Raw genomic sequence first — 18,469 nt, 5'->3', positions numbered from 1 at the left:
CGCCCGCGCCCCCCTCAGATGCGCGGCGGCCGGGCCTCGTACGGGGTGGAGAGGACGACGGTCGTACGGGTCGAGACGCCGGCCAGCGAGCGGATGCGGGTGAGCAGGTGCTCCAGCTCCAGGGGCGTGGCGACCCGCACCTTGAGGATGTAGTTCTCGTCCCCGGCGACGCTGTGGCAGGCCTCCAGTTCGGGCACCCCGGCCAGCCGCTCCGCGATGTCGTCGGGCGCGCTGGGGTCGAACGGCTTCACCGAGATGAACGCGGTGAGGGGCAGCCCGACGGCCTCGGGGTCGACGACCGCGGCATAGCCGCGGATCACCCCCCGCTGCTCGAGTCGGCGGACGCGCTGATGAACGGCCGAGGTGGACAGGCCCGTGGCCTTGCCCAGGTCGGTGTAGCTCATCCGCCCGTCCTTGACGAGCAACTCAACGATCTGACGGTCCAGCTCCTCCATGCGGATCAACCTATGGCCCCGGACGCCCATCGGCACAGTCGCGCGGGTCACGGTTCGGCACCTGCGGGCGGCATGTGACGAACGCCACAGACCTACGGGTCGGTAGCGGGCCCGCTCGCGGTTATCGGCCGCGCGCGGAGGGAAGTGCTTGCTGTGGTCGAGGCCGTGGCGCTGTGCCGGCCCACCCGAGGGGGGAAGATCCCATGCAGAGCACGAAGCTCACCGGACGTACCGAACCGGAGCCCGTCGATCCCGACGAGGACGAAGGCGCCGATGTGTACGACATGTTCGAGATGTTCCGGGTGGTCTGCCCGGACTGCGCCCAGCCCATCGCGCTGCTGGCCGACGAGGACGTCCTGCCGGAGCACGCCCGGTGCCCCTCGCCGTGGAACCCGTTCGGGCTCACGGTCTGCTCCGGCACCGGCCGTACGGCGGCGGACGCCCGGCCCGCCGACGAGACGCTGGATCCCCAGGAGCAGGAGGCGGGGCTGCTGCTGACGCTCCCCCAGGGACTGGACTGGCGGATGCAGCCGTTCTCCCACGCCGGGGGCCCCGGCTCCCGCCCGCTGCGCGTGGACCGGATGCGGCGCGAGGCCGCCTGAGCCGCCGCTCGCGGCAGTAACACGACGACGTAACTACGTCCCCGGGCCCTCCGCCGCGCACGGGGTGGCCCGATGTCTGCCCGCACCACGGCGGTCCGTCCGGCGTGGTGCCCGCAGAGCACATCTTCCGCTCCGGCGCTCCGCCCACGGGCACCCGCCGAACTGGCACTCGGATCGGGCGGGCAGTGACCCGGGCCCGGCCCGGCGCGTTCACCCCGTATGACCACGCTGCCTTCGCCCGTCGGCTCGGGCCGCCGCCGACTCGCTCCTCCGGCCTCCGAAGAATCGGTTCAGCAGTCTCAGCCGCTGCCCCGCTCGACCAGCAACTCCCCGATGGCCTCCCCCGTCGATCCGCCCATCTACAGCGCCCTGCTGCGGCATTGGCGGAGCAGCGGCCGGACCGTGCCGGGCCACCGCGACCCGGAGTGGACCCAGGCCGCCGCCCTGCCCGTCTGGCCGGACCGGCCGCCGAGGGTCAGCGGGTCTCCGGACCCGCGAGGTGGCGCGCGATGACCATGCGCTGGATCTGGTTGGTGCCTTCGACGATCTGAAGGACCTTGGCCTCGCGCATCAGCCGCTCGACCGGGAAGTCCTGCGTGTAGCCGTAGCCGCCGAGCACCTGGACGGCGTCGGTGGTCACGCGCATGGCCGCGTCCGTGCAGAAGAGTTTCGCCATGGCCGCCTGGCGGGAGAAGGGCTCGCCCGCGTCGCGCAGCCGGGCCGCCTCCAGGTAGAGCGCCCGGCCGGCCTCGATCTGGGTGGCCATGTCGGCCAGCATGAAGCGCAGCCCCTGGAAGTCCGCGATGGGGCGGCCGAACTGGCGGCGGTCGGTGGCGTACGCGACGGCCTCGTCCAGGGCCGCCTGGGCGACCCCGATCGCGCAGGCGGCGATGCCCAGACGCCCGGAGTCGAGCGCGGAGAGGGCGATGGCGAAGCCCTGGCCCTCCTCGCCGATGCAGCGGTCGTCACCGACCCGCACGCCGTCGAAGTTGAGCTGGGCCGTGGGCGAGCCCTTCATGCCCATCTTCTTCTCGGGGAGCGCGGCGTTCAGCCCTTCGGCGTCGCCGGGGACGAGGAAGGCCGTGATGCCGCGGGGCCCTTCGACGCCGGTGCGGGCGAGCACGGTGTAGAAGTCCGCGATACCGCCGTGGGTGATCCACGCCTTGGTGCCGGTGATGACCCAGTCGTCGCCGTCGCGCACGGCCTTGGTGCGCAGAGAGGCGGCGTCGGAGCCGGACGCGGGCTCGGAGAGGCAGTAGGCGCCCAGCAGACCGCCGGAGAGCATCTCCGTGAGGTGCGCGGCCCGCTGCTCGTCGGTGCCGTATCCGGCGAGGGCGTGGCAGGCCAGGGAGTGGACGCTGACGCCGAGGCCGACGGTGAGACGGGCCGCGGCCAGCTCCTCCAGCACCTGGAGGTAGACCTCGTAGGGCTGGTCACCGCCGCCGTGGTCGGAGCCGTAGGGAAGTCCGAGGAGGCCGGATTCGGAGAGGAGGGTGAACACCTCGCGCGGGAAGCGGCCGGCTTCCTCCTCCTCGGCCGCCCGGGGAGCGATCTCCTTGGACACGATGTCGCGGACGAGCGCGACGAGCTGCCGGGACTCCTCGGTGGGCAGACGGCGTTCCACCGGCTGCGGGGCACGGTCGGACATGACGGCGCTCTCCTCCCTGTCGGGCGTTGCGACGGTCGCGCGCTCGGGGTGTGAGAGGCGCCGCCGGGTGATCTCTTCCCGGTGCGGGACCGGGAGGAAACAGACTGCCCAGCCGATCCTGCCCGCCCGGGTCTCGGGGGGCGCGGGTCAGCGGCTGTGGCGGGTCGAGTATGCCCGATCGGGTGCCTCCCGTCACGGGGTGACGGGCTGGTCAGAGGGGATGGGGACCGCCCCGTCGATCACCGAATTGGTCCGAACCATTGACCCAACTGGTCTAGTCCTCCTACGGTTTCCCCCCACGAACGCCTTACCGCGTTCATGCCAAACCGGGCGCGTACGGCCCGGAGCTCGGCCTGCACCCCCCACGCACCAGCCCTCCCCCACGAGGAGCCACGATGCTCAGACTGCACCGTCCCCGCGCCCGGCTCCGGGCGCTCGCCGCGGCCGCCTGTACGGCGGCGCTCGGCGCCACCCTGCTCGGCGTCGCGGGCACGTCCCCGGCCGGAGCGGCCCCCGCCGACCGGCCCGCCGCGGCCACCGCCGCCTCCCCCACGGCGGCCGGCGACAAGGTGATCGGCTACTTCACCAACTGGGGCGTCTACGACCGGAATTACCACGTCAAGAACATCGTGACGTCGGGTTCGGCGGAGAAGCTCACCCACATCAACTACGCGTTCGGCAATGTGCAGAACGGCAAGTGCACCATCGGTGACGCCTACGCCGACTACGAGAAGGCGTACACCGCCGAGGAGTCCGTCGACGGGGTCGCGGACACCTGGGACCAGGAACTGCGCGGCAACTTCAACCAGCTGCGCAAGCTCAAGGAACTCCACCCGGACATCAGGGTCCTCTGGTCGTTCGGCGGCTGGAGCTGGTCGGGCGGGTTCGGTGAGGCCGCCCAGAACCCCGCGGCCTTCGCGAAGTCCTGCTACGACCTGGTGGAGGACCCCCGGTGGGCCGATGTCTTCGACGGCATCGACATCGACTGGGAGTACCCCAACGCCTGCGGTCTGACCTGTGACACCAGCGGCCGGGACGCTTACGGCGAGCTGCTGGGCGAGCTGCGCAAGGCCTTCGGGAACGACAACCTGATCACCTCCGCGATCACGGCGGACGGTTCCGACGGCGGCAAGATCGACGCGGTGGACTACGCGGGGGCGGCGACCCACCTCGACTGGTACCTGCCGATGACGTACGACTTCTTCGGCGCGTTCGCGGCCCAGGGACCGACCGCCCCGCACTCCCCGCTGACCTCCTACCCGGGCATCCCGACGGAGGGCTTCAACTCCGACGCCGCGATCTCGAAGCTGAAGTCGCTCGGCATCCCGTCGGAGAAGCTGCTGCTGGGCATCGGCTTCTACGGCCGGGGCTGGACCGGGGTCACCCAGTCCGAGCCGGGCGGCAGCGCGACCGGGGCGGCGCCGGGCACGTACGAGGCGGGCATCGAGGACTACAAGGTCCTCAAGAACACCTGCCCCGCCACGGGCACGGTGGCCGGTACGGCGTACGCCCACTGCGGCACCAACTGGTGGAGCTACGACACCCCGGAGACCATCGGCACCAAGATGGCGTACAAGGACGACCAGGGCCTGGGAGGCACGTTCTTCTGGGAGCTGAGCGGAGACACCCAGAACGGTGAGCTGATCAAGGCGATCAGCTAGCCCGCACGGGTACGGGGGCGCAGGGGCGGGGTGCCGGGCGGGCACCCCGCCCCTGCGGCGTTTCCCGAGAGGGCTCGCCCGGCCCTTCCTCTGGCCGAAAACGTACGGGAACTTTTTCGGCCAGCTGGCCGACTACTGCCGCATGGGAAGAGACCAGGACGGACACCCCACGGGTGAGGCCGGGCCCGGGGCTGGCTATTTTGTCTCCATGCGTGCACCGGGCAGCTGGCCGACACAGGCGGCCAGGAGTCTGCTCTGCGGTGCCGCGTGTCTGATTCTCGGTGCCGTGAGCCATGTCGCGGCGGGCGGGCGGCTGCCCGGCGCCGGGGTGCTCGGCCTCCTGTTCGCCGCCCTGGCGGTCCAGGGGGCGCTGCTCTTCGGCGGGCGACGGCGGCGCTTCGACGTCGTGACGCTGGTGCTGGGCGGGACACAGTTCGCGCTGCACAACGCCTTCCACTTCCTGTCGGCGCCGGGCGGGGCCCACCACCCCGCGACGGCGTCCGGGCACGGTCACGGCCACGAGCACCACATGGCCGGGCCCTCGGGTACCGGTGACGGCCATGTCATGGACGCCGGGATGACCCTGGCCCATGCGGCGGCCACCCTCGGGACGGCCCTCTGTGTGATCCACGGGGAGCGGGTGCTGCGGTGCCTTGCCGCCCTGCTCCTCCCCCGCCTCGCCCTCCGGCCGGTCCCCTCCTCCCTCCCCTGTCTCCCCCGGTCGCGCCCGGCGCCGCCGGGGGTCGTCCGCATGCGCTTCGGGGCGCTCCTCGCCCGGTCCCGCCATCGGCGCGGGCCACCGTCGGCAGCCGTGGCCTGACGGCCTCCCGCTTCCCTTCACCCGGGCAGGACCCGGTTCCCATCGGCAGGTGCACGGAGTCCCCCTCCGGCCTGCCCTCCGAGGAGCACCCATGTCTCAGACATCGCGCAGACCCGAAGACACCACGCCCCAGGACACCGACGGTCCGCAGGCCGCCGGCCCGGAGACCGGCAGCACAGACACCGGTGGAACAGACACCGGCGGCGCGGACACCGACCGCGCGGGCAGTTCCGCGAAACCCGGCCCCGGGACGCCGCCCCCGGGCCGCTCCTGGGAGGCCGTACGGCACCTCCTGGTGCGGCTGCACTTCTACGCGGGCGTGCTCGTCGCCCCCTTCCTGCTGGTGGCGGCCCTGACCGGGCTGGCGTACACGCTCACGCCCCAGCTCGACCAGTTCGTCTACGGCGACCGGCTCCGGGTCGAGCAGGTCGGGGAGACGGTCCGGCCGCTCTCCGAGCAGATAGCGGCCGCGCGGGCCGCGTACCCGGAGGGCACCACGGCGTCGGTGGTCACCCCGCCGGGGCCCGAGGACACCACGCGGGTGGTGCTCGCGGTGCCCGAGCTGGGCGAGAAGCAGCGCACGGTCTTCGTGGACCCGTACACCGCCGAGGTACGGGGTGAGCTGACGACCTGGTTCGGGTCGACGCCGCTCACCACCTGGCTCGACGACCTCCACCGCAACCTCCACCTGGGCGAGACGGGCCGCCTGTACTCCGAGGTCGCCGCCAGCTGGCTGTGGGTGGCCGTGGCGGGCGGGCTGGTCCTCTGGATCGGGCGGCGCAGCCGGGGCCGGCGCCCGAAGTCGGCCCGGGGCGTGCTGCTGCCCGAGCGCGGGGCACGCGGAGTGCGCCGGACGCGCAGCTGGCACGCGGCCACCGGGGTGTGGCTGGCCCTGGGGCTGCTCTTCCTCAGCGCCACCGGGCTGACCTGGTCGAACCACGCAGGTGAGCGGTTCGGGCGGCTGCTGGACGCGGTGAACGGCAACGCCCCCGCCCTCGACACCGCGCTCCCGGGCGCCGAGGCCCCCGTGGAGGACCACTCCGAGCACGCCGGGCACGGCGGTTCCGGCGGAACGACGGCCGACGCCGACCCGGCCGGCTTCGACACGGCCCTCACGGCGGCCCGGAACGCGGGACTCGGCGGCACGGTGGTGGTCACGCCCGCGGCGGACGCGGCGAGCGCCTGGACCGTGGCGCAGAACGACAACGTCTGGCCGGTGCACTACGACCGGGTCGCCGTGGACGCCTCCAGCGGCGAGATCACCTCGCGGACCCGCTGGGCCGACCACCCGGTCCTGAGCAAGCTGAGCAAGCTCGGTGTGCAGGGGCACATGGGCGTGCTGTTCGGGGTGGTCAACCAGATCGCGCTGGCGATCGTCGCCATCGGTCTGACGGCGGTGACCGTCTGGGGCTACCGCATGTGGTGGCAGCGACGCCCCACCCGCGCCGACCGCCGGGCCCTCGTCGGCAAGCCGCCCGAGCCGGGGGCGTGGCGGCGGCTCCCGCTGCCGGTCCTGGTACTGGGAGTCCCGGCGGTCGTCGCCCTCGGCTGGGCGCTGCCGGTGCTGGGGGTGACCCTGGCCGGGTTCCTGGTGGTCGACGCGGTGGTGGGCGCGGTGCGCCGACGGCGTACCGCCTGAGGGTCCGCTCCGGGCAGGCCGTGAGGACGGCTCCGTACGGACGGACCGTACGGGGCCGCCCGGCCCGGATCACTCCGGCCGGGCGGCCCCCGCGCATCCGCCGGGCGTCACTTGCGGGCGACGCCCGCGTACATCGCCACATCCGCGCTCGGGGTCTCCGGCCGCCACGCGGAGCAGGAGACCACCCCGGGCTCCAGCAGCTCCAGGCCGTCGAAGTAGCGCGCGACGGCGGCGGGGGTGCGCTGGGTGAGCTTCGGGGTGCCGTGCTCGTTCCAGAACGCCACCGCCTCGTCGACGTCCGGCATGTCGGGGTGGGTGACCGTGTGGGAGAGGACGAGGTGGCTGCCGGGGGCGAGCGCGTCCATGAGCCGACGGACGATGGCGTACGACTCCTCGTCGTCCTCGATGAAGATGACGACGCCGAGCAGCATCAGGGCGACCGGCTGCGAGAGGTCGAGCGTCTTCGCCGCGGCGGCCAGGATCGTGTCGATGTCCCGCAGGTCGGCGTCCAGGTAGTCGGTGCGCCCCTCGGGCGTGCCGACCAGCAGGGCCCGGGCGTGCGCGAGGACGAGCGGGTCGTTGTCCACGTACACGACCCGGGCGTCGGGGGCGATGCGCTGGGCGACCTCGTGCGTGTTGTCCGCGCTCGGCAGCCCCGTACCGATGTCCAGGAACTGCCGGATGCCCTGCTCCTGGGCCAGATACCGCACGGCACGCCCCAGGAAGAGCCGGTCCGCCTTCGCGTACTCCCCGATGCCGGGGTGCAGTTCACCGATCCGGTCGCCGGCTTCCCGGTCCACCGGGTAGTTGTCCTTGCCGCCGGTCCAGTAGTTCCATATCCGGGCGGTGTGCGGCCGGGACGTGTCGATGCGCGATTCGATGTCGGTCACCCCGTCAACGTAGCGCAACGCCCGTAACTCCCCGGTGCCGGCGACGTGTTGCCCCCGGTTGTCCCCGTTGTCCGGGCCGGGCCCGGCCTGGCGTGGCTCCCCCGCCGGGCCCGGTGGGTCACAGGAGTCCCAGCGAGCGGAGCACGAGCCGCTGGGCAGGTGTCGGGTCCTGGGGCCAGAAGACGTAACAGACCCCGCCCGAACCGCTCCTGACCCGGCCGGTCGCGTCGTAACGCTTGGTGCGGAGCCAGATGTTCTCGAATTCCCGGCGGCGATAGACGCGGCGGACCGCCGGGTTGTCCGGGGACGCGGGGTCGTTGGCGATCACGTCGCCGGTGGGGGTGAAGCCGATCACCGTCATCAGGTGGCCCGCCGTGCCGTAGCCGGCGCCGGTCAGCTCCTCCTCCAGGAAGGACTGCGAGGTGATGACGGGGATTCCGGCGCGCACCAGCCGTTCCAGGTCGGTGAGCGTGCCGAGCCGGGTGACGACCGCGTTCAGGTCCCGGTAGGTGGCGGCGTAGGCGGCGTTGAAGGGCCAGTTGCCGCAGCCGCCGTACTGATAGTCGTAGGTGGAGCGGGCGGCGTGGCAGACCTGGGGGTCGGGCAGGCCCGGCCGGACCCAGGCGAGGTCCTCGGCGGTGGGCTTGCGGCCCCAGTACTCGATGATCATCTGCGAGGAGGTGGGGCTGCACCAGGCCTGGCCGCCGTTGTCGTACTCGGGGTACTGGCCGATGTGGACGTTCTGCGAGTAGCGCGGGACCCGCAGTTCGCGGGAGTGGACCGGGGTGGACGCCGGGACCTCGAAGCGGTCGGGGACGGCGGAGGCCATCGCGCCGACGCGCCAGACGGTCGGGGTGAAGCGGCTGCCGGGGGCGCGGTGGAGGGTGACGCGGATGCGGTACGAGGTGAACCGTACGCCGGTCGACGCGTCGTCCACCGAGAGCGCGTCGGTCCACACCGAGCTGTGCGCGTCCCCCTGGTCGTCCACCGAGGTGCGCCGGATGTCGCCGTCGCCCGAGGCCCAGCGGCCCATCACGAACCAGGGGGTCGTGGTGCCGTCCGCGTAGGTGGCGCTCAGTTCGACCGCGATCCAGGTGCCCGCGGGCGTCCGGGCGTTCCAGGAGGCGATCAGTTCGGTGGCGGGGACGGCGGAGCGGTGGGCGGGCGAGGTCCAGGTGGCGTACTCCCAGGCGGCCGTCTCGCCGGTGTGCGGGTCGGTGTAGTCGGTGCGGCCGGCGGGGGTGGCGATGGCCAGGCCGGGGCGGGTGCCCGCGAGGACCCGGGTGCCGTTGCCGGAGCCGTGGCGCCAGTCGGTGTACGTGTGCCAGAAGCGGTTGTCCACGAGGGGGGCGGCTGCCTGGGATGCGGAGGGCCGGGGGGCGGAGGGTGCCGGTGCGGCGGTGGCGGGGACGGCGGCGGCCGCGGTGCCCGCTCCGGCCGCTGCCGCGAGTGCAGCGGTCAGGACGGTTCTGCGTGTGGTCGGACTGGTCATGGACGAGACCCCCGGGTCGTGGGTGGGAGCGGGCCGTGGGTGGACCCGCAGGCTGGGCGGGGTGGAGCCGGCGCCGCGCCAGGTGGCGCGCCAACTATGCCGGTTCCCGGGGCGGGGCCGTCGCCAAACTGCCCGAGCCGTCCTCCGTGCCACCAATATTGGCCTGAACCACTGGCGTGACCTGCGGCGGACCGGGTTCCGCGCGGACGAGGGCGCCGGAGCGGGGCCCGTACGCTGGGGTCATGGACGACCTGGCCCGCCACGCCGACACCCTGCGCTCGCTGCCCGCCTCCTGCGGGCCGGTCCGGCTCGTCGCGGTGGACGGGCACGCGGGGTCGGGGAAGAGCACGTTCGCCGGGCGGCTGGCGGCGGCGCTCGGCGGTGCGCCGGTGCTCCATCTGGACGATCTCGCCACCCACGAGGAGCTGTTCGGCTGGACGGGGCGGCTGCGGGACCAGGTGCTGCGGCCTCTCGCCCGCGGCGAGGACGCGCGGTACGCCCCGTACGACTGGACCGGGCGGCGCTTCGGCCCGGCGCGGACGCTGGAGGCGGCCCCGGTGGTCCTGGTCGAGGGTGTCGGGGCGGGGCGCCGGGGGGTGCGGCCGTGGCTGGCGGCGCTCTGCTGGATGGAACTGGGACCGGGGGAGTCCTGGGGGCGCGGCCGGGCGCGGGACGGTGCCGGGCTCACGGAGTTCTGGGACGGCTGGACGGCCGCCGAGGAGCGGCACTTCGCCGCGGACCCGTCGCGGCCGTACGCCGATGTGCTGGTACGTCAGGTGCCCGAGGGATACGTGTGGCTGGAGGGACCCGGTGCGACCGCGGGGGTGAACCGTTTCGTCACCGAGGGTAGGCAGACACCGCCTCCGTACTGAGCAGTCGGAAATCGGCCCGGAAGTGCCTCAACTCCGCTTGACCGGGGGGCCTTACTGGTCTTACGTTCTCATTGTGCGGCTTTTCGGAGCCCCCACAGACGCGAAGCCCCCGGTTGTTCCCCCGTGACCGGGGGCTTCGTCCTGTGCGCCCACCGCCGCCCGGCGACCACGCAGAGCGATCCGCTCACCCTCGGTCACCGCCCGCATGATCCGCCGTTGACCGGCCCGCTCCCACCTGCGCAGGTACGATGCACCTCGGTGTGGTCAATTCCCTTCCCCAACGCAGTGATTCGGCGCGCTCCGGTGGGCATGCTGTGCGGGCGGGACATCCTGGGGGAACAGTTGGCGTGGGGGACCTGATGGACATCGGCACACAGGGCGCACAGGCCCCCGCCGACCTCGCCTGGCTGCGCGGCATGGACGCCTACACGATGGGCGCCTACCCGCAGGCCGAGGAGGAGTTCAGAGCTGCGGTACGGATCGATCCCGGCATGGCGGACGGCTGGCTCGGCCTCCACGCGCTGCGCATCGACACCGCCACCGCGCTGCTGCGCATGTACCGGCACCGCGACCGCTTCGGCGAGCAGCGGGCCCGGCACCGCCGTCCGCTCAACTCCTGGTACTGGCTGGGCTGGTGGGTGCAGCCGCTGCTGGAGAGCCCGCGCGATCTGCTGCTCGCGCACGCCTCGCACTGGCTGGACGGACGCCATGTGCCGGAGCTGGACCGGGCGTTGGCGGGGCTGCCGCCGGTGGACACGGACCCGCAGGTGCGGTTCCTGCACGCCTGCCGCTCGTATCTGGTCAAGGACTGGGAACAGCTCGTGCGGTACACCGAGCAGTTGGTCGACGATCCGATGCTGGGCATCGAGGCCGGGCTCTTCGGCGGGATGGCCCGGGTGCGGCTGGAGATGTACGGGCAGGCCGAACCGCTGCTCGCGGCCGCCCTGATGCGCTGTCGCAGCGAGCAGCCGCAGCGCAAGGAGCTGCGCTACTGGCTGGCGCGGGCCCACGAGGGCACCGGGCGCAGTGCGGCGGCCCTGCCGCTCTACCGGGCGGTGCACCGGGTCGATCCGGCGTTCATGGACACCTCGGCCCGGCTGGCGGCGATCTCGGAGGGCGACGGGTACGACGACTCCGCCGATCTGGCCGCCGTCCTGCTGACCGGCATCGGCTCGGGCGGCGCCGGAGGTACGGGGGCGGAGGTGCTGCCGGACGGCGACACCTCGCCGCTCACGGAGCTGGTGGACGGCCGCGAACCGTGGCAGGTCGGGGAGACCGGGCTGCTCGACGAGGGGCCGGAGCCCGCGCCGACCGCCCCGGTCGAGGGGTTACGCCGCACCCGGACCCGTAAGCCGCCGCCCTTCCCGGCCGGGCCGAGCGATCCCGTCCTGCTGGCCGAGGCGCTGGCCCAGCTGGAGCGGATGGTCGGCCTGGAACCCGTGAAACGGCAGGTGAAGGCGCTCTCCGCGCAGCTGAACATGGCCCGGCTCCGGGCCGAGCAGGGGCTCCCGGTCCAGCCGCCGAAGCGGCACTTCGTCTTCTCCGGCCCGTCCGGCACCGGCAAGACGACGGTGGCGCGGATCCTGGGGCGGGTCTTCTACGCGCTGGGGCTGCTCGGCGGCGACCATCTGATCGAGGCCCAACGCTCCGATCTGGTGGGCGAGTTCCTGGGGCAGACGGCAGTGAAGGCCAATGAGCTGATCGACTCGGCGCTCGGCGGGGTGCTCTTCGTCGACGAGGCGTACAGCCTGGCCAACTCCGGTTACAGCAAGGGCGACGCGTACGGCGACGAGGCGCTTCAGGTCCTGCTGAAGCGGGCCGAGGACAACCGGGACCACCTCGTCGTCATCCTCGCGGGGTATCCGGAGGGCATGGACCGGCTCCTCGCCACCAATCCGGGACTCTCCTCCCGCTTCACCACCCGGGTCGACTTCCCGAGCTACCGCCCGCTCGAACTCACCGCGATCGGGAGCGTGCTGGCCGCCGAGAACGACGATGTGTGGGACGAGGAGGCGGTCGACGAGCTGCGCTCCATCAGCGGCCATGTGGTGGACCAGGGGTGGATCGACGAGCTGGGCAACGGACGCTTCCTGCGCACGCTGTACGAGAAGAGCTGCGCCTACCGCGATCTGCGGCTCTCCGGGTACAGCGGGACGCTGAGCCGGGAGGACCTGTCCACGCTGCGGCTGCCGGACCTGATGCAGGCCTACGGCGAGGTGCTGTCCGGGCGCGGCCCGGTGGGCCGGGGGCAGCAGGAGCCGGGCGGGGTCTGAGCCCCGGGCGGAGCGGGAGCCGGGCCGGGCCCGGAGCCCTGTCGGTACCGACGGGAGCCGGGCGGTCCGGAACCTTCCGCCGGGCGTGGGTGGTCCGTCGGTCAGGCGGTGTCGTCGCCCGCGGACCGGGCCTCGGTGAGGGCGCGCAGGGCGCGGGCGTCGCGGATGGCCTGCTGCTTGGCCATGCCGGGCTGGATGCCGAGGGCGGGCAGGCTGGTGCCGTCGCTGAGGTCGAGGAAGACCCAGGGGTCGCCGGAGCGCAGGTTGACGCGGAGGATCTCCTCCCAGGCCAGCCTGCGGGTCCGGGTGAGGTTGACGACGGTGACCCCGGCCTCGTCGGCCTCCACCTTGGGCCTGCTGAGCAGGGCCAGGACGCCGAAGAAGAGCGCGGCGACGAAGACGAAGCTGATCCGCTCCGCCACGTTGAGCCGCTCCAGCATCAGCGCGACGACGGTGATGACGAGGAACATCGCCAGCCCCACGCTCAGCAGGACCACCCGGGTGAGGGTGGGCCGGAAGGTGACCGGGAGGGCGGGGGCTTCGGGCCGGGGCGCGGACATCGGGGTCTTCTCTCGCGGGGGTGTGCGGTGGCCGGAGGGCGCCCCGGGCCGGGGCGCCCGGGGCCGTCAGAGGCGGCAGGCGTGGATGGCCGTGGTGAGGATGGCGCGGGCGCCCAGCTCGTACAGGTCGTCCATGATCCGCTGGGCCTCCTTGGCGGCGACCATGGAGCGGACGGCGACCCAGCCCTCGTGGTGCAGCGGGGAGATCGTCGGGGACTCCAGGCCCGGGGTGAGGGCGACGGCGCGCTCCAGGTGCTCGACGCGGCAGTCGTAGTCCATCATCACGTAGGACCGGGCGACCAGGACGCCCTGGAGGCGGCGGAGGAACTGCTGGACCTTGGGGTCGTCGGCGGGGGCGCCGTTGCGGCGGATGACGACGGCCTCGGAGGTCATGATCGGGTCGCCGATCACCTCGAGTCCGGCGTTGCGCATGCTGGTGCCGGTCTCGACGACGTCCGCGATGATCTGCGCGACGCCCAGCTCGATGGCGGTCTCGACCGCGCCGTCGAGGTGGACGATGGACGCCTTGACGCCGGACTCCTTGAGGTGGGCGGCGACGATGCCCTCGTAGGAGGTGGCGATCGTCATGCCGTCGAAGTCCTGCGGGCCCGCGGCGGTGCCGGGCTTGGTGGCGTAGCGGAAGGTGGAGCGGGCGAAGCCGAGCTGGAGGATCTCCTCGGCATCGGCGCCGGAGTCCAGGAGCAGGTCACGGCCGGTGATGCCGATGTCGAGCCGGCCGGAGCTGACGTAGATGGCGATGTCCCGGGGGCGGAGGTAGAAGAACTCCACTTCGTTCTCCGGGTCGACCAGGACCAGCTCCTTGGATTCCTTGCGCTGCTGGTACCCGGCCTCATGGAGCATGGCCATCGCAGAGCCGGAGAGTGCACCCTTGTTGGGGACGGCGATGCGCAGCATGAGGTCAGGTTCCTTTGTGCGGAGGGGGGAAGAGGGAGAAGAGCTGTGACGTGCGGTGCTCGGGGTGTGCTCAGAGAGGCGTGTGCTCAGAGATGGGCGTAGACGTCGTCGAGCGAGATCCCGCGGGCGACCATCATCACCTGGACGTGGTACAGCAGCTGGGAGATCTCCTCGGCGGCGGCTTCCTTGCCCTCGTACTCGGCGGCCATCCAGACCTCGGCGGCCTCCTCGACGACCTTCTTGCCGATGGCATGGACGCCCTTGTCCACCAGTTCGGCGGTGCGCGAGGTCGAGGGGTCGCCTTCGGCGGCCTTGAGCTGGAGCTCGGCGAAGAGCTCTTCGAAGGTTTTGTTCGCCATGATGGTCCTCAGAATACGGGGTCGCCGGAGGGCACTCAGCGCCAGGGTTCGCTGACGGTCCGCAGCGTGGCGGCGGTGGCCACGGCGGCGGTGACCGCTTCGTGCCCCTTGTCCTCGTTGGACCCTTCGAGGCCCGCCCGATCGAGGGCCTGCTCCTCGGTGTCGCACGTCAGTACGCCGAAGCCGACGGGGACACCGGTGTCGACGGTGACCTGGGTGAGGCCGACGGTGACGCCCTGGGAGACGTACTCGAAGTGGGGGGTGCCGCCCCGGATGATCACGCCGAGCGCGACGATCGCGTCGTAGCCGCGGCCCGCGAGCACCTTGGCGACCACCGGCAGCTCGAAGGAGCCGGGGACGCGGAGCAGCGTCGGCTCGTCGATGCCCAGCTCGTGCAGGGCACGCAGGGCGCCGTCGACGAGACCGTCCATCACTTTCTCGTGCCACTGGGCCGCGATGACGGCAACCCGCAGGTCGGCGCAGTTGCGTACGGACAGTTCGGGTGCACCCTTGCCGCTCATGGTTCTCCTGTTGCTGGTCGAGAGAGGTGTTCGCTACTGGTTGGCGCAGGTCGACGCCGGGGTTCCGTCGAGCCACGGCAGGTCGTGGCCCATGCGGTCGCGCTTGGTGCGCAGATAGCGCAGATTGTGCTCGCCAGCCTGGACGGGCATGGGTTCCCGGCCGGTGACGGCGAGTCCGTGGCGCAGGACGGCGTCGGTCTTCTCGGGGTTGTTGGTCATCAGCCGGAGGCTGCGTACGCCGAGGTCCTGGAGGATCTGCGCGCCGGCCGCGTAGTCGCGGGCGTCGGCGGGCAGGCCCAGCTCCAGGTTGGCGTCGAGGGTGTCCACGCCGCGCTCCTGGAGTTCGTACGCGCGGAGCTTGGAGAGCAGGCCGATGCCGCGCCCCTCGTGGCCCCGGAGGTAGACGACGACGCCCCGGCCCTCCTCGGTGATGCGCCGCATGGAAGCGTGCAGCTGAGGGCCGCAGTCGCAGCGCTGGGACTGGAAGATGTCGCCGGTCAGGCACTCGGAGTGGATGCGGACGAGGACGTCCTCGCCGCCGCCCTCGGTGACATCGCCGTGGACGAGGGCGACGTGCTCGACGCCGTCGACGGTGGAGCGGTAGCCGTACGCGGTGAAGTCGCCGAACGCGGTGGGCAGGCGGGTGGCGGCCTCGCGGCGCACGGTGGGCTCGGCGCTGCGGCGGTAGGCGATCAGGTCCTCGATGGAGATGATCGTCAGCCCGTGCTTGCGGGCGAAGGGGACCAGCTCGGGCAGGCGCAGCATGGTGCCGTCCTCCCCCGCGATCTCCACGATGGCCCCGGCGGGGCGGAGTCCGGCGAGCCGGGCGAGGTCGACGGCGGCCTCGGTGTGGCCGTTGCGGACGAGGACGCCGCCGGAGCGGGCGCGCAGCGGGAAGATGTGGCCGGGGCGGACGAAGTCGGCGGGGCCCGCGACGCCACCGGCGAGCATCCGGAGGGTGGTGGCGCGGTCGGCGGCGGAGATGCCGGTGGTGACGCCGTGCGCGGCGGAGGCGTCGACGGAGACGGTGAAGGCGGTCTGCATCGACTCGGTGTTGTCCGCGACCATCTGCGGGAGTTCGAGCCGCTCCAGCTCGTCGCTCTCCATGGGGGCGCAGATCAGCCCGCGGCACTCGCTCATCATGAAGGCGACGATCTCGGGGGTGGCCATCTCGGCGGCGATGACGAGGTCGCCCTCGTTCTCGCGGTCCTCGTCGTCCACGACGACGACGGGGCGGCCCGCGGCGATGTCACGGATGGCCTGCTCGACCGGGTCCAGGGCGAGGTCCTCGGAGAGCGGGTCGTGGCCGGGGTGCAGCCAGGTGGGCTGGGCAGTCATGCCGTGGCTCCTTCCAGAGCGGGTGTCCGCGTACGCAGCCACCAGTCGCGCATGCCCCACAGGACGAGGGCGCCGTAGATGATGTAGACGAAGCCGGAGAAGGCGAAGCCGTTGGCGAAGTTCAGCGGGACGCCGACCAGGTCGACCAGGAGCCAGGCGAACCAGAACTCGACCATGCCCTTGGCCTGGGCGTACATCGCGACGACGGTGCCGACGAAGATGTACGCGTCCGGCCACGGGTCCCAGGAGAGCGAGGGGAAGGCGGTGAACAGGCCGCCGACGGCGAGGGTGCCGAGGGCTGCGGCGCCGATCAGCACCCCGCGCTCGCGCCAGGTGGCGAAGCGGACGGCGATGGAGCCGTCCTGGGCCTGCTGCTTGCCCCGGTTCCAGGACCACCAGCCCCAGAGGGCGACGACGATGACGACGAGCTGCTTGCCCGCGCTGCCGGAGAGGTGGGCGGAGGCGAAGGCGACCAGGAGGATGGCGCCGGAGAGCAGCTGGGCGGGCCAGGTCCAGATGGAGCGCCGCCAGCCGAGGGCGAGGGCGGTGAGGCCGATGACGTTGCCGATCATGTCCGACCACTTGATGTGCTGGCCGAAGACGGTGAAGGCCTCGGAGTTGAGCCAGGAGACGGCGTTCATCGCGGGTCCTGCCCAGTGGTCCGGCTGTCGGCCAGCGGGTCCTGCCCCGGCAGGCCGCCCGGCAGCGGGCCCGGTGCGGATCCGGACCGGTCGCCCAGCAGCCGCTCGACGTACTTGGCGATGACGTCCACCTCCAGGTTGACCGGATCGCCGGGCTGCTTGTGGCCGAGCGTGGTCAGGGCGAGGGTGGTGGGGATGAGGCTGATGGTGAAGAAGTCGGCCGCCGCCTCGACGACGGTGAGGCTGACGCCGTCGACCGTGATGGAGCCCTTCTCGACGACGTACCGGGTCAGCTCGGGCGGCAGGGAGACCTTGACGATCTCCCAGTGCTCGGAGGGGGTGCGCTCGACGATGGTGCCGGTGCCGTCCACATGGCCCTGGACGATGTGTCCGCCGAGTCGGCCGCCGAGCGCCATCGGGCGCTCCAGGTTGACCCGGGAGCCGGTGGTGAGGGCGCCGAGGCTGGAGCGCTTGAGGGTCTCGGCCATCACATCGGCGGTGAACTCGCCGTCGCCGGTCTCCACGACGGTGAGGCAGACGCCGTTCACCGCGATGGAGTCGCCGTGCTGGGCGCCCTCGGTGACGAGGGGGCCGCGCAGCCGGAAGCGGGAGGCGTCGTCGAGCTGCTCGACGGCGGTGACCTCACCCAGTTCTTCGACAATTCCGGTGAACACTCAGTTTCCCTTCCGAGCAGGGGCGGGGGCGGCGGTGATGCGCAGATCGGGGCCGATCGGGACGGTCTCGGTCACCTCGAGGCGCAACGCCTGCGCGATCGTGGTGATTCCGGCGTCCCCGAGGGCGGCGGGGCCGGCCCCGAGCAGGACCGGGGCGAGATAGCCGACGACCTTGTCGACCTTTCCGGCGGCGACGAAGGCCCCGGCCAGGGTCGGGCCGCCTTCGAGGAGTACGGAGCGGACGCCCCGGGCGTGCAGGGCTGCGAGGAGGGCGTCGACGTCCAGGCCGGGGCCGATGGCGGCGCGGGGCAGCCGCAGGACGGTGTCCTCGGGGAGGTGGCCGGCCGGGGCGTCCTCCGCGACGGCGACCAGGGTGGGGGCCGTGTCGTCGAGGACCCGGGCGCCGGGCCGGACGGCGGTGGCGCCGGTGTCGACGACGACGCGCAGGGGCTGGGTGGCGCCGTCGATCCCGCGCACGCCGAGCTGGGGGTCGTCGGCGCGGGCGGTGCCGGAGCCCACGATCACCGCGTCGACCTCGGCACGGAGCCGGTGGACGTCGGCGCGGGCCTCGGGCGAGGTGATCCAGCGGCTGGTGGCGTCGGCGGCGGCGATGCGGCCGTCGAGGGTCGCGGCGTACTTCCACAGGACGTACGGGCGGCCGAGGCGCACCGAGGTGAGCCAGGCGGCGTTCCCCGCCTCGGCCTCTTCCGCGAGGAGCCCCTGCTCGACCTGGACCCCGGCCGCGCGCAGGGTGTCGGCACCCCCGGTGGCCTGCGGGTTCGGGTCACCGACGGCGTGGACGACCCGGCTGATCCCGGCCTCCAGGAGGGCCTGGGCGCAGGGGCCGGTGCGGCCGGTGTGGTTGCAGGGTTCGAGGGTGACGTAGGCGGTGCCGCCCCGGGCCCGCTCACCGGCCGCGCGCAGGGCGTGGACCTCGGCGTGCGGCCCGCCGGCGCGCTGGTGGAAGCCTTCGCCGACCACGGCTCCGGAGGCGTCGGTGATCACACATCCGACGACCGGATTCGGGCTGGTGGAGCCGAGACCGCGGGCGGCGAGCGCGATCGCTCGGCCCATGGCGGTGATGTCGGCTGCGGTGGCCACCGGGTCCT

18 protein-coding genes are annotated in these 18,469 nt (G+C 72.7%); 6 read left to right on the top strand and 12 right to left on the bottom strand.

Annotated elements, in window-relative coordinates; translation table 11 throughout:
• Nucleotides 1-14: 14 nt before the first annotated feature.
• Nucleotides 15-455 (bottom strand): Lrp/AsnC family transcriptional regulator, encoded by a 441-nt coding sequence (locus DJ476_RS29955; RefSeq protein WP_014044761.1) that lies wholly within the window; start codon nt 453-455, stop codon nt 15-17.
• A 203-nt stretch (nt 456-658) separates the two neighbouring features.
• Here DJ476_RS29955 and DJ476_RS29950 point away from each other — a divergent pair, with 203 nt between their 5' ends.
• Nucleotides 659-1,057 (top strand): hypothetical protein, encoded by a 399-nt coding sequence (locus DJ476_RS29950; protein WP_112491956.1) that lies wholly within the window; start codon nt 659-661, stop codon nt 1,055-1,057.
• A 475-nt stretch (nt 1,058-1,532) separates the two neighbouring features.
• Here DJ476_RS29950 and DJ476_RS29940 read toward each other — a convergent pair whose 3' ends face one another.
• Nucleotides 1,533-2,705 (bottom strand): acyl-CoA dehydrogenase family protein, encoded by a 1,173-nt coding sequence (locus DJ476_RS29940; RefSeq protein ID WP_112491955.1) that lies wholly within the window; start codon nt 2,703-2,705, stop codon nt 1,533-1,535.
• A gap of 395 nt (nt 2,706-3,100) precedes the next feature.
• On the opposite strand from DJ476_RS29940, the gene DJ476_RS29935 reads away from it, so the two are divergent.
• The 3 genes from DJ476_RS29935 (at nt 3,101) to DJ476_RS29925 (ending at nt 6,825) form a co-directional block, all read left to right on the top strand.
• A complete protein-coding gene (locus DJ476_RS29935) occupies nt 3,101-4,366 on the top strand; it encodes a glycoside hydrolase family 18 protein (RefSeq protein WP_112491954.1) in 1,266 nt (421 codons plus the stop codon).
• 286 nt (nt 4,367-4,652) lie between these two features.
• Nucleotides 4,653-5,186, top strand: a complete 534-nt coding sequence (locus DJ476_RS29930) for a hypothetical protein (RefSeq protein WP_112491953.1) — start codon at nt 4,653-4,655, stop codon at nt 5,184-5,186.
• Nucleotides 5,187-5,277: 91 nt separating this feature from the next.
• Nucleotides 5,278-6,825, top strand: coding sequence for a PepSY-associated TM helix domain-containing protein (locus DJ476_RS29925; RefSeq protein ID WP_112491952.1), 1,548 nt, complete (start codon nt 5,278-5,280; stop codon nt 6,823-6,825).
• 107 nt (nt 6,826-6,932) lie between these two features.
• Here DJ476_RS29925 and DJ476_RS29920 read toward each other — a convergent pair whose 3' ends face one another.
• Nucleotides 6,933-7,715, bottom strand: coding sequence for an SAM-dependent methyltransferase (locus tag DJ476_RS29920; protein ID WP_112491951.1), 783 nt, complete (start codon nt 7,713-7,715; stop codon nt 6,933-6,935).
• Between the two features lie 118 nt (nt 7,716-7,833).
• On the bottom strand, nt 7,834-9,207 hold the full coding sequence (locus DJ476_RS29915) for a peptidase C39 family protein (RefSeq protein WP_103421148.1): 1,374 nt from the start codon (nt 9,205-9,207) through the stop codon (nt 7,834-7,836).
• A 242-nt stretch (nt 9,208-9,449) separates the two neighbouring features.
• Between DJ476_RS29915 and DJ476_RS29910 the strand changes: the two genes are divergently transcribed.
• Both DJ476_RS29910 and DJ476_RS29905 read left to right on the top strand, forming a co-directional pair.
• On the top strand, nt 9,450-10,079 hold the full coding sequence (locus DJ476_RS29910) for a uridine kinase family protein (protein ID WP_112491950.1): 630 nt from the start codon (nt 9,450-9,452) through the stop codon (nt 10,077-10,079).
• A 359-nt stretch (nt 10,080-10,438) separates the two neighbouring features.
• Nucleotides 10,439-12,352 carry an AAA family ATPase gene (locus DJ476_RS29905; protein WP_112492659.1) on the top strand — a complete coding sequence of 638 codons (1,914 nt, stop codon included), beginning with the start codon at nt 10,439-10,441 and terminating at the stop codon, nt 12,350-12,352.
• Nucleotides 12,353-12,453: 101 nt separating this feature from the next.
• On the opposite strand, the gene DJ476_RS29900 is transcribed toward DJ476_RS29905, so the two are convergent.
• The 8 genes from DJ476_RS29900 to ribD form a co-directional block, all read right to left on the bottom strand.
• Nucleotides 12,454-12,912, bottom strand: coding sequence for a PH domain-containing protein (locus DJ476_RS29900; RefSeq protein WP_019762473.1), 459 nt, complete (start codon nt 12,910-12,912; stop codon nt 12,454-12,456).
• 66 nt (nt 12,913-12,978) lie between these two features.
• On the bottom strand, nt 12,979-13,827 hold the full coding sequence (gene hisG, locus DJ476_RS29895; protein ID WP_070204880.1) for an ATP phosphoribosyltransferase: 849 nt from the start codon (nt 13,825-13,827) through the stop codon (nt 12,979-12,981).
• An 86-nt stretch (nt 13,828-13,913) separates the two neighbouring features.
• Complete coding sequence (locus DJ476_RS29890; protein WP_018490177.1) at nt 13,914-14,186, bottom strand: phosphoribosyl-ATP diphosphatase; 273 nt, start codon at nt 14,184-14,186, stop codon at nt 13,914-13,916.
• A 35-nt stretch (nt 14,187-14,221) separates the two neighbouring features.
• On the bottom strand, nt 14,222-14,707 hold the full coding sequence (gene ribH / locus DJ476_RS29885) for a 6,7-dimethyl-8-ribityllumazine synthase (protein ID WP_019762471.1): 486 nt from the start codon (nt 14,705-14,707) through the stop codon (nt 14,222-14,224).
• A 33-nt stretch (nt 14,708-14,740) separates the two neighbouring features.
• Nucleotides 14,741-16,045, bottom strand: coding sequence for a bifunctional 3,4-dihydroxy-2-butanone-4-phosphate synthase/GTP cyclohydrolase II (locus DJ476_RS29880; protein ID WP_103421151.1), 1,305 nt, complete (start codon nt 16,043-16,045; stop codon nt 14,741-14,743).
• Nucleotides 16,042-16,686 carry a nicotinamide mononucleotide transporter family protein gene (locus tag DJ476_RS29875; RefSeq protein ID WP_019762469.1) on the bottom strand — a complete coding sequence of 215 codons (645 nt, stop codon included), beginning with the start codon at nt 16,684-16,686 and terminating at the stop codon, nt 16,042-16,044. Before DJ476_RS29875 ends, DJ476_RS29880 begins: the two co-directional genes overlap by 4 nt.
• Nucleotides 16,683-17,360 carry a riboflavin synthase gene (locus DJ476_RS29870; protein WP_103421152.1) on the bottom strand — a complete coding sequence of 226 codons (678 nt, stop codon included), beginning with the start codon at nt 17,358-17,360 and terminating at the stop codon, nt 16,683-16,685. The genes DJ476_RS29875 and DJ476_RS29870 overlap by 4 nt, the downstream gene beginning before the upstream one ends.
• Nucleotides 17,361-18,461 carry a bifunctional diaminohydroxyphosphoribosylaminopyrimidine deaminase/5-amino-6-(5-phosphoribosylamino)uracil reductase RibD gene (gene ribD / locus DJ476_RS29865; RefSeq protein WP_112491949.1) on the bottom strand — a complete coding sequence of 367 codons (1,101 nt, stop codon included), beginning with the start codon at nt 18,459-18,461 and terminating at the stop codon, nt 17,361-17,363. It abuts the gene before it with no gap.
• Nucleotides 18,462-18,469 lie beyond the last annotated feature (8 nt).

The sequence above is a fragment of the Streptomyces bacillaris genome (assembly GCF_003268675.1).
Taxonomy (GTDB): domain Bacteria; phylum Actinomycetota; class Actinomycetes; order Streptomycetales; family Streptomycetaceae; genus Streptomyces; species Streptomyces bacillaris.
The sequence above is the reverse complement of the archived record's forward strand: the minus strand, read 5'-3'. Positions and strand labels throughout refer to the sequence as shown.